This window comes from Pelovirga sp. (genome assembly GCF_059864205.1).
The window spans coordinates 22,740-33,272 of the sequence record NZ_JCBCBS010000177.1 but is presented as its reverse complement, the minus strand read 5'-3'; the positions used below and the strand labels follow the sequence as shown (position 1 = coordinate 33,272).

Annotated in this window: 12 protein-coding genes and 2 tRNA genes; 10 read left to right on the top strand and 4 right to left on the bottom strand. The window is 52.0% G+C overall.

Annotated elements, in window-relative coordinates; all coding sequences use genetic code 11:
* Both AC6F7T_RS11345 and AC6F7T_RS11340 read left to right on the top strand, forming a co-directional pair.
* Positions 1 to 204: hypothetical protein (locus AC6F7T_RS11345; RefSeq protein WP_500718928.1), on the top strand; the 204-nt coding region annotated here is incomplete at its 5' end.
* A 156-nt stretch (positions 205 to 360) separates the two neighbouring features.
* Positions 361 to 1,668, top strand: coding sequence for an AAA family ATPase (locus AC6F7T_RS11340; protein WP_500718926.1), 1,308 nt, complete (start codon positions 361 to 363; stop codon positions 1,666 to 1,668).
* Between the two features lie 109 nt (positions 1,669 to 1,777).
* Here the strand turns inward: AC6F7T_RS11340 and AC6F7T_RS11335 are convergent, their stop codons facing one another.
* Positions 1,778 to 2,050: a phage integrase central domain-containing protein gene (locus AC6F7T_RS11335; protein WP_500718930.1), complete on the bottom strand. Its 273-nt coding sequence runs from the start codon at positions 2,048 to 2,050 to the stop codon at positions 1,778 to 1,780.
* Between the two features lie 450 nt (positions 2,051 to 2,500).
* Between AC6F7T_RS11335 and AC6F7T_RS11330 the strand changes: the two genes are divergently transcribed.
* From AC6F7T_RS11330 to AC6F7T_RS11320, 3 genes are all read left to right on the top strand, one after another.
* Positions 2,501 to 2,577: transfer RNA gene (locus tag AC6F7T_RS11330), tRNA-Arg, on the top strand.
* A gap of 51 nt (positions 2,578 to 2,628) precedes the next feature.
* Positions 2,629 to 2,703 (top strand) — tRNA-Val (locus AC6F7T_RS11325).
* Between the two features lie 87 nt (positions 2,704 to 2,790).
* Positions 2,791 to 2,949: a rubredoxin gene (locus AC6F7T_RS11320; protein ID WP_500718925.1), complete on the top strand. Its 159-nt coding sequence runs from the start codon at positions 2,791 to 2,793 to the stop codon at positions 2,947 to 2,949.
* Positions 2,950 to 2,958: 9 nt separating this feature from the next.
* Here AC6F7T_RS11320 and AC6F7T_RS11315 read toward each other — a convergent pair whose 3' ends face one another.
* Genes AC6F7T_RS11315 through amrA form a run of 3 tightly spaced genes read right to left on the bottom strand, consistent with a single transcriptional unit; the run spans position 2,959 to position 5,468 of the window.
* Positions 2,959 to 4,128 carry an aminotransferase gene (locus AC6F7T_RS11315; protein ID WP_500718923.1) on the bottom strand — a complete coding sequence of 390 codons (1,170 nt, stop codon included), beginning with the start codon at positions 4,126 to 4,128 and terminating at the stop codon, positions 2,959 to 2,961.
* A gap of 33 nt (positions 4,129 to 4,161) precedes the next feature.
* Positions 4,162 to 4,902, bottom strand: coding sequence for a methylenetetrahydrofolate reductase (locus AC6F7T_RS11310; protein WP_500718921.1), 741 nt, complete (start codon positions 4,900 to 4,902; stop codon positions 4,162 to 4,164).
* 20 nt (positions 4,903 to 4,922) lie between these two features.
* Positions 4,923 to 5,468, bottom strand: a complete 546-nt coding sequence (amrA, locus tag AC6F7T_RS11305) for an AmmeMemoRadiSam system protein A (RefSeq protein WP_500718919.1) — start codon at positions 5,466 to 5,468, stop codon at positions 4,923 to 4,925.
* A 134-nt stretch (positions 5,469 to 5,602) separates the two neighbouring features.
* Between amrA and AC6F7T_RS11300 the strand changes: the two genes are divergently transcribed.
* The 5 genes from AC6F7T_RS11300 (at position 5,603) to AC6F7T_RS11280 (ending at position 10,525) form a co-directional block, all read left to right on the top strand.
* Complete coding sequence (locus tag AC6F7T_RS11300) at positions 5,603 to 6,874, top strand: M48 family metalloprotease (RefSeq protein ID WP_500718916.1); 1,272 nt, start codon at positions 5,603 to 5,605, stop codon at positions 6,872 to 6,874.
* A 5-nt stretch (positions 6,875 to 6,879) separates the two neighbouring features.
* Positions 6,880 to 7,383, top strand: coding sequence for a PH domain-containing protein (locus AC6F7T_RS11295; protein WP_500718914.1), 504 nt, complete (start codon positions 6,880 to 6,882; stop codon positions 7,381 to 7,383).
* Between the two features lie 78 nt (positions 7,384 to 7,461).
* On the top strand, positions 7,462 to 8,790 hold the full coding sequence (miaB, locus tag AC6F7T_RS11290) for a tRNA (N6-isopentenyl adenosine(37)-C2)-methylthiotransferase MiaB (RefSeq protein WP_500718912.1): 1,329 nt from the start codon (positions 7,462 to 7,464) through the stop codon (positions 8,788 to 8,790).
* A gap of 13 nt (positions 8,791 to 8,803) precedes the next feature.
* Positions 8,804 to 9,454, top strand: a complete 651-nt coding sequence (locus AC6F7T_RS11285) for a histidinol phosphate phosphatase domain-containing protein (RefSeq protein ID WP_500718911.1) — start codon at positions 8,804 to 8,806, stop codon at positions 9,452 to 9,454.
* A gap of 3 nt (positions 9,455 to 9,457) precedes the next feature.
* Positions 9,458 to 10,525, top strand: coding sequence for a M20/M25/M40 family metallo-hydrolase (locus tag AC6F7T_RS11280; protein ID WP_500718910.1), 1,068 nt, complete (start codon positions 9,458 to 9,460; stop codon positions 10,523 to 10,525).
* Positions 10,526 to 10,533: the final 8 nt, after the last annotated feature.

Here is a 10,533-nt window from a genome sequence, read left to right as displayed (position 1 = left end):
AGGAACGGTTTTCTCTACAATGTGTTAACTAATCAGGATACCGAAGATATTATCTCATCAAAACGCTTCGTTAAATGCTTCTTTAATTTTGACGGGGTTATTACCTATGAAGATGGAACACAGCAAACCATTCTAGAGCATCGAATGGAGAAAATGAAAGAATATGAGTTCCCTCAAGATTATCTAGAACAATTTCTTGATTAGAGAGCTGGTACCGATATTTGGGCCGGTTGGCGGCGCACACGAAAATTAAGATGAATAACATTCATGTGACAATGATTTTGAGCGGCAGGATCGTCTTGACCTACCGGTATGTCGGTGATAAGGTACATGTAGTTCACTTGCTAGACGGTTGATATTATGGATGCAGGGCGCCTTCTTGAAATATTGGTCAGTTACAATCGCTTCTGGACGACTGGACATGTCGAAGCAGGGATCGGCCGGGATTTGTTGTCACGATGTTTGTCTCAGGTCGACACGAAGGAAATCCTTGTCCTGAAAGGGGTGCGTCGCTGCGGCAAGTCCACACTGTTGGCGCAAATAATGGATGCTCTGCTTGGTAAGGGCATTCTGCCCCGGCAGCTGTTACGGGTTAGCCTGGAAGAACCACTTTTTTCCGTCGAAGCATCGGTAGAATTGCTCGAACAGATCTACCGCACCTGGCGGGAACGGATTTGTCCGGAAGGGAAGGGGTATCTTTTTCTAGACGAGATTCAGAATATTTCTGGTTGGGAAGGGTGGGTACGTGGTCGCAGTGATACCGAGGATGTGAAGATCTTCGTATCCGGTTCCTCGGCACAGATGCTCTCCCGGGAGATCGGCACTAAACTGACTGGCCGGCAGGTTTCATTCGAGGTCTATCCACTTTCTTTCAGTGAATATTTGCGATTTAAAGATATCATAGTTCATTCAGAACTTGAATACATTGCAAAAAAGACACTGATTCGTCATCACTTTCACGAATACCTCAAGTACGGTGGCTTTCCAGAAGTTATCCTCAAAGAAAACGACGAGGATCGTGAGATGTTGCTGAAAAACTACTTCGAGGATATCCTCTACCGGGATATTGTGACCCGCCATGAGATTCGTGACGTTGCTGATCTGCGCAATTTAGCGGTCTTTCTGATGACCAACAATACTCGGAAGACCAGTGTCAATAAGCTCAAAAATAACTTTTCCATTTCTCAAGATAAGACCGAAAATTATCTCTCGGCAATTCTTGAAAGCTACCTGACGTTCCAGTTACAGAAATTCAGCTGGTCCCTAAAAAGTGTCCAGAGAGCCGGGTTCAAGCCTTACGCTATCGATACCGGGTTGCGCAACCGGGTGGCTTTTTCCTTTTCAGCCGATGCCGGGCGCCTTGTCGAGAACGTCGTCCATAACCATCTGCATCGTTGCCATGAAGACGTTTTTTTTGGCGAAGATGATAGCGAAACTGATTTCATTGTAAAACAAGGTATGACGATAACGCAGCGCATCCAAGTCTGGTACGAGGATGATCCTCAGTCAGAAATCCCTGAACGTGAACTGGCCGCTTTCAGCAATTTAATAAAAAAGGACAAGGCAGAGTGTCTTCTGCTCACCAACGAACTGGAGACCGAAATGACGGTAGGAGACACCCATGTACGTTGCTTGCCGGTTGTTAAGTATCTTTTATTGGATTCTTGATGAAGGATATTTTTTGCTGTGAATCGGATGCGCCTGACAATTCCAGATCCTCTGTCCATTAGAGTTACTTGAAAATCAACGAATTTTTTAAGATTTCGGTTTTCCGGGTTTACTGATCCATGGATAATACGCGCGTTTTTTCTTTCTCTGGTTGTTGCTTGATCATGTGTGTCGGATTGATTTCCGTCATGCCGCACTCGATGCCAAAATTAAACATCTTTCTGACCACTTTCAGGACATTGTCGCTTTGTATGGGTGCACCTCGTTCAATAATGCGCTGCAGCAATTCATAAATGTGTTTGCGTTTTATATTGTTCAGATCGATGTGCCCAATGTGGGGGAGTACGTTAACGGTCAGAACACGCTTATTTTCTTTGTATATCCGCAGCGTGTTTGTTGTTCTGGAGTATTCTTACAGATAGCGTGTTGTGAGATCGGCGACGGTCTTGCCTTCAAGTTTCAGGTCAACACCACGTTTTTGGGCAGAATGGAGGACAGCAGCGTTTTCTTGCGCTACAGCGAGTGAAATCTATCCATATTCGCCAATACGAACCCTTTGTTTCTTGCCAGCATCGTAATAGATATAGTAAAAGGTTTTTGTCCCGGATGGTTATACCCGAATAGAGAAGCCACCACCCTCTGTGCGCTCATAGAGTTTGACTTCTGGCTTGAGGTTTTTAACCCCTGTATCTGTAAACCGTTTCATGATTGATCGTGGTTCGTTTTGTGGTCTTTTTGATGAGCTTTTCTATGAAGTTTGATGATATAACATGCCGTAATCTAGTAAAATGGAAAACATAAGATACTGAAATAATTGTACTAAAACCCCCACGACCCCATAGCTCAGCTGGATAGAGCGACTCCCTCCTAAGGAGTAGGCCGGTGGTTCGAATCCACCTGGGGTCGCCACAACAAGCAATTGACAGATAATCATGATGCTGCTATAAAAACGCCTCATGCGGGCGGTTAGCTCAGCGGGAGAGCATTCGCCTCACACGCGAAGGGTCACTGGTTCGATCCCAGTACCGCCCACCAAAAAAATATGAGACTCAGGCTGCGACTTGGGTCTTTTTTTGTTCAGGTCTGATACCTGACCCCTGACCGTAAAGGGATGTAAATACTATGCGTTATATCTGTACCTGCTGTGGCTATGTTTATGATCCCGAAAAGGGGGATGCCCTGAATAACATTCTGCCCGGCACCGAATTTGTTGATTTGCCGCCGGAATGGGTTTGCCCTTTGTGTTATGCGGCGCGGGATCAATTTGATCCGCTGGATTAAAATACCGATTTACACCCCTTCCAGGCGCAGCTTCAATTCGTTCATCTGACCCGTCTCAATGTTGCCGAAGGCCAGCCGTAAGTAAGGCTCAAGGCCGGGACCGAAGGCCTCTCCCGGTAAACAGATGATCCCCGCTTTGTCCAGCAGTTTTCGTGCTGCCTGGCGACCGCTCAGGCCGACCCAGGGATGTTTGACCCAGGCAAAAAAAGAACCACTGGCGGTCAACTCAAACCCCTTGATGCCGGTGTCAAAGCAGGCAGTAACGGCAGCGTGACGCTGTTGCATTATTTGTGCTTTTTCTTCTATCCAGCCATCCAGATGACCACACCCATATTGCAGTGCCAGTTGCGCCGGACGCGGCTGACATACCACCATGCTATCCTGAATTTTTAACGCTTGTTCGATCAGTTCCATTGCGCCAATCAGGGCGCCACAGCGCAAGCCGGTCAGGGCAAAGGTTTTGCCGAAGGAAGCGACGTGAACAAAGTGCTGCTGCCAGTTGTTGTGCCTAAAGAGCTGATGCGGAGGGGAATTGCTGAAGTCGTTGATGAAGCAGTTATAGGTTTCGTCAAGAATCAGGACAATTGAGCGTGCTTGCGCCAGATCCAGAAGCTGTTCCAGTTGCTGTGACGGGATCGTCGCCCCGGTCGGGTTGCTGGGTGAAACCAATAACAGGGCCCGGGTCCTGGGGGTGATCTTTTGTTCGATGGCAGCTAGGTCCGGGAGACCACTGCTGTCTGGATCGAAGGGGATATATGACGGCTTTACCCCGTAGCTTTGCAGCGCCATCAAGTGATCAAAATAGGCCGGCAGGGGAACGATCACTTCATCACCCGGTTGGCATAAGCACATCATGGCGAGCCAGAAGGCCTGACTGGCACCGATGGTCAGACAGATCTGATCTGGTTGGGGAGCACTCTGGTAGTGGCGCTGATACCAGTGGCACAGGTCTGTCCGCACATCCGGCAAGCCTTCATCCGGGCTGTAGCGGTAGGTTGCCGGATCATCGAGGGCTTTTTGCAGATGGCTGATGAGTCCTGGTGCCGGCGGGTAGTTGGGTACCGCCTGACAGAGATCGAGCAGGGGGAGTGCTGCCGAGGCACTGCGACCAGCGAGCCAGCTTTTGACCTCGGTGATCGGCGGTGGTTGAACCTGGCGTATCAGCTTGTTGATGTTCATGGCCATATCCACTCAAGAGGTTGTCATCTTGTGTTAGATTATTCCTTGCAGATACTGAACAATATCAGTTTTGATCGGCATGAAGTAGAGATTGTCATCATGGCTGTGGGCAAACTCCAGTGCCTTACGGGCAAAATCACGGTTCCATTGCAGCGTAGCGGCAAAATCGCGCGGGAAAATTGCGTGGTTCTTGTTTTCCCAGTAGCTGCGGCTACTGTCGGTAACAACGGGTGAGACCCCCCAGTAGATGGTGGTGTTGCGGAAAAACCCCTGGTAAATCTCCATCAATCGCAGATCAAAAAAAGGCTGGGTGAAAAAACCATCAGCGCCGGCGTCCTGCTTGGCGTGCAAGTAGTCGATTTCATCTTTAATGCCGCTACGATAGGGGTCAATCCCGGCGTAGATCGTCAGCTCAGGGCACTCGCGTTTGAGGCGTCGAATCATTTCGAGAGAACTGGTGCGATAGTAGGTGTGTTTCATCTCCTGTGGCGGGTCGCCGTTGATAACCAGTACCGCCTCGACCTTGCTGTTACGCAACTGTTCAAGGATTGGCAGGGGCGCATCAGGATTAAAATCGATGGCGCGCAGGTGCGGGATGGTATGGGGTACGTATTCTCCGGCAATGGCACACCCCTGCCAGCTGCGCATATCAAACCGCAGGATGTCGGGGATATTGATCCTGTTTACCGCCGGGAGATGCCGGCGCACCAGTTCCAGCTCTTTGCGCAGGGAAAGTTCATTCCGGGGTACTAGTTCCAGCGATATTTCAGTCATTCCAACTCCTGACAACGAATTTATGCTTTTTCTGTAATGATTTCGCCACTGAAGCGATAAAGTTCGGTATCCGGGGCTTGCCACATGTCTGCCGACAGCCCGGCCTTGTTACAGGTCTGACGCAGAAAAGTCAAGGCATCCCAACAATGTTCGGCGGCTACCTGGGGGAGCAGTACGCCGCGGTTGATCCCATGCTCAAGGTAAATACCATGCTGGCCAATGATGATGTCGTCGGGGCCGGAGATCTTCTCCAATGGTGACAAAACGGTAATTTCAATCCTGACCAACTCCAGTTCGGTTCTGGTCAGGGGAGAAAAGCGCGGGTCCTGGGTGGCGGCGGCGACAGCCATCAGGGCCACTTCCTGATAGAGGGGGCGGCGTGACTGAAAATTGCCGATACAGCCGCGCAACTGCTCATTGATCTTCAAGGTGACAAAGCAGCCGGCGCGCTCATTCAGGAGTTGTTCCTCTCGAGGCGCGGGGGAATAGGGCAGCTGGTCAAGCGCATGTTCAATCGCTGTGTGGGCGGTGTTTAAAAGAACCTGCGCCGCAGTGTCGGTCATCATGACGACTCCTGTAAGGTGAAAAGTTGTTTTTAGCAGACGAGATAATTTATAGTTGCTGCTCGCTTCCGGCGCAACCGTTTTAATATCAATCAGCTGTTGGATGTTGATGTGATAAATGAAGCAAGGGGTATTTGGTGGTACGGATTTTTAATTTTTTGTTTGTTGTTCTCATCCTGTTTGTTGTCGGCGGTTGCACCCCAAGACCCGGTTTCATCAAGGTTACGGATGATTCGCCCTTAAGCGCCGAGCAGGAATCCCAGCTCAGCCAGCTATGGAGCAATGCAGTCGTTCAGTATCTGGGAGGGGATTACCCTGATGTCGATCTTGAAAAATATGTCAATCAGGTTGCCCGGCGGCTGATGACGGATAGCAGCAATCAGCTCAAACAGGTCAGGGTTGCCAATCATTCAGACGCCTATTCTTTTGCCTTGACGGGTGGCATTGTTGTTGTAACGCGCGGTGTATTGCAGGAACTTGAGTCTGAGCAGCAGCTCGTCGCCCTGTTGGCACGCGAAATTGGACATCTTCAGGCCGGTCATGTGACCAACAACATGAGACCCCTGGTCCGGGGTCGCGCCGTTTTTTTGCAGGACGTACAGCCCGGGGATCCGAACTATTCACAGCGCTTATTGTTGCTGCGTGAACTGACGGAAGGAACGCTGCACAAGGGTTATGGCAGTGAGAAGGACATGCGTGCAGATAGCGCAGCTATCGATCTGCTGGTTCGTAACGGCTATCCTGTGAGCGGCTTTTTTGAGCTGGATGACATGTGGCAGCGCCTGAACCAGGAGGCCACTGTTGCCGGCCGGTCAGTTAATCCTTATGAGTTATCGTCGCTGCGCCGGCAAGCGGTCCGTGATTATCGTGCTGCAGCTTATCCCGGCTATCGCAGCGCTAAAGGTCTTGATCGTACTGCCTATGGTCGGCAGATGGCAAGCCTTCACCAGTCAGCGCTTGCCTACCAACTCTATGACCAGGCCCGGTATGCTGAAGCAGCGGCAGAACAGACAAAAGCCCTGCAATTATATCATCAGGCGATCCGGCAGCAGCCCCAGAGCCTGTTACTGACGGCGTTGGGGATGGCTTATCTGCGCGGCGAAGATCTGATCCCGGCACGACGCTATCTGCGTCAGGCGGTTGCCGCAGATACAGATTATTATCAGTCGCGACTGGGCCTTGGTTACATTCATTTGCGCCGCGCTGAATGGCCGGATGCCGTCGCGGAAATAGAAGCTTCGCTGGCACTGCTACCGACATTGCAGGGTGTTTTTCTGTTGGCGGAAGCAGAAGAGGGGCGTGGCAACGGTGTTCGCGCCCGTAACCTGTATCGGCACCTGCTGGAGGTTGATAGCCGTAGTGCGCTTGGACGTGCCGCTGCTGAGCGGTTGCGGCAGTTGCCGCGCTGAACGGTATGCTGGTTTGGCCCCTGGAAAAAAATGAGGTTTTGCTCTGGCAGGGGCGGCCGGCACCGCGTTGCTATCTGTTGCGGCACTGGCGCAGTCAACTTGGCGCGCTTGTTGTGTTGCTGTTTTTTGGGCCGCTCTTTTTAGGAAGCTGGCATCGTGAGCTTTCGCTTCTGACGTTGGCTCTTTTCCTTTTGCCGTTGCTACCGGCCTTGGTTTTAGGCCCCTTACGGTTGGTGTATTTACGCCGGCGCTGGGAAACCCTTTTTTATGCCGTCACCGACCGGCGTTTATTGGTTCGGTACGGATTGAACAAGCAAACCCTCAGCTATCCGTGGTTGTCGCTGCATGCCGTTACTCTTCATCCCTACACAGACCGGCTGGCCACTATTGAACTGAGATTTACTGATTCGCGCAGGGTGATGCTCGAATGTCTGGAAGAACCCACGACCTGCCTGCGCACCTTGCCTGCTGCGGCGATTAATCCCCTGGGACAAGAGGATCCTGTTTGACTCGGATAAGTTGTCGTGGCTATGATGTTAAATTGACTGAAAATCCGTGCCGCAAGGTACTTAAACGATGATGGTGATATGAAATCTTTTTACCTGGAAACTTTTGGCTGTCAGATGAATGTGGTTGATTCCGAGCAGATTACCGCGCTGTTGCAGGACATCGGCTATCAGCCGGTTGACGCACCCGATCTGGCCGATCTGGTGTTGCTCAACACCTGTTCGGTGCGGGATAAGGCGGAACGTAAGGTGTATGGACATCTCGGCCGCTTCAAGCCGATCAAGGACAAGCGCCCGGAGCTGATTATCGGCGTTGGTGGCTGTGTCGCCCAACAGGAGGGGCAACGCATGCTCGATACGGTTTCTTATCTCGATCTGGTTTTCGGCACCCACAACATCCACCGTTTGCCCGAAATGGTGCAGCAGGTGGAGCGGACACGTGGGCGCGCCAGTGAAACCGATTTTCTTGATCGTGAAACGCGCTTGAATCTGTTTCCCGAGCGTTCGACCAGTGAGAGTGTCACGCGCTTTGTCACCATCATGCAAGGGTGCGATAATTTTTGTTCCTACTGCATCGTCCCTCACGTCAGGGGGCGGGAGATCAGCCGTCCCAGCACGGAAATTCTCGCAGAAATTGAGAACCTGGCAGCATCCGGAGTCAAGGAGGTGACCCTGCTTGGTCAGAACGTCAATTCCTATGGGTGCAAGACGGATAATGAGATGTCCTTCGCCCAGCTGTTGCAGGCTGTGGACGCACTTCCCGGTTTGGAACGCTTGCGCTTTGCGACCTCGCATCCCAAGGACATTACTACTGAACTGATTGACTGCTTTGGCCGTTTGAAAAGCCTGTGTCCGCAAATTCATCTGCCGGTTCAAAGTGGCTCAGACCGGATTCTGGCGTTGATGAATCGCGGCTATGATGCTGCCGATTATCTTGACAAGGTGCGCCGTTTAAAAGCCGTGTGTCCGCAGATCCGCTTGACTACCGATATTATCGTCGGCTTCCCAGGGGAGACAGAAGAAGATTTTCAGGCCACCCTCGATCTGGTTGAACAGGTCAGGTACGCCGATGCCTTTACCTTTTTGTATTCACCACGGGTCGAAACAGCCGCAGCGACCATGCCCGACAATGCCTCCGCCCACCGGAAACAGCAGCGTTTTGATCGGCTGCTGAAACTGCAACAGCGCATCAGTAGCGAGATCTGGCAAGAGGATGCCGGATGCATCGTGCCGGTGCTGGTGGAAGGGGCGAGTAAACAGGGGAATGGTCAACTTTTCGGGCGTACAGTCTGGAACCGGATTGTCAACTTCAGTGGTCCGCAGGAGCTGATCGGCCGAATTGTTCCCGTTACTATCGTCAAGGTGTTGCGCAACTCCCATCTGGGGGACTACCAGGATAACTTCTGCTGACAGGAATACTACGATGATTGATCTTCATACCCATACGTTTTTTAGCGACGGTGAACTGGTGCCGGCTGAACTGGTGCGGCGCGCTGCTGTCGCCGGCTATCGCGCCATCGCCATTACCGACCACGCCGACAAAAGCAATATCGCCTGGCTGCTCGCCAATCTCGTTGGTGTCGTCAACGAGATCGGTGAGGCTAACGGCATGCAGGTTCTGGCCGGGGTGGAGCTGACCCATGTCGCACCGGCAGCCATCGCTGATGCCGCTAAACTGGCGCGCGATCATGGTGCCGAACTGGTGGTTGTCCATGGTGAAACCATTGTCGAGCCGGTGATGACGGGAACCAACCTGGCCGCCATCAAGGCGGGTGTCGATATCCTCTCACATCCGGGACTTATTACCCCTGAAGAAGTCCAGCTGGCTGCAGAAATGGGCGTCTGCCTGGAAATTACCACCCGTAAAGGGCATTCCCTTACCAATGGCCATGTCGCCAAGCTGGCGCACAAGTACGGTGCCAAACTGGTCATCAATAATGACACCCACGGTCCCGGTGATCTGGTCTCTGGCGAGCAGATGCGCCGGATTGCGTTGGGGGCGGCACTGACCGAAGATCAATTTCTGCAGGCTCAGGCCAACTCACGCGCCCTGGTTGCGTACGCTAAAGGCTAGAAAATGAACACCTTTAATCATTTCGATTTTCTTAAACAACTGGTTGAAACCCCCAGCCCGTCAGGATTTGAACAGCCGGTGCAACGCCTGATTCGGCAGCAGCTTGAGCCTGTGGCCGACACCATTCAAACCGACATCATGGGCAATTTGATCGCCTTGCTTAAGGGACGGGGCGGCCCCACCGTCATGCTCGCCGGTCACTGCGATGAAATTGGTTTCATGGTCCAGTTTGTCGATGATAAGGGCTTTATCTATTTCGGCGCCATTGGTGGTGTCGATCCCCATCTGTCTCCGGGTCAACGGGTGCGTATCCACACTGACCACGGGGATGTGGCCGGTGTTATCGGCAAAAAAGCTATCCATCTGATTGAGAGTAAAGACCGGGATACGGTCATCAAGTTAAATAAGCAGTATATCGATATTGGTTGCACGTCACGCGAAGAAGTTGAAGCAAAGATCCGTATCGGCGATCCGGTAACTTTCGCCGTTGGCTTACAACCCTTGCAGGGTCGGCGGGTTACGGCGCGTGCTTTTGACGACAAAATGGGCGCTTTTATTGTCACTGAAGTAATGAGACAGGTTCAGCACAGCGGCGGCATCGCGGCCGATCTGTATAGCGTCTCGACGGTGCAGGAAGAGGTCGGCCTGCGCGGTGGTACGACTAGTAGTTATGGGGTTAATCCTGATATAGGTATTGTCGTTGAGGTGACCCATGCCACCGACTGCCCCGATGTTGAACAGAATGGTATCGGTCGGGTCGAACTCGGCAAGGGGCCGGTGCTTGCCCGAGGCGCCAATATCAATCCGGCGCTTTTTAATCTACTGGTTGAAACGGCAAAAGCCGAGAATATACCGGTGCAGATTATCGGTGTACCGCGTGCTACCGGTACTGATGCCAACGTGATGCAATTGTCCCGTGGCGGGGTTGCCACGGCATTGCTGGGCATTCCCCTGCGCTACATGCACACCCCGGTGGAAACCCTGGATCTGGCCGATCTGGAAATGGCCATCAAGCTGCTCACCGCGACCCTGGCCAGGGTCGACAGCCATACCAGCTTTATTCCGGCGTGATGACAAGC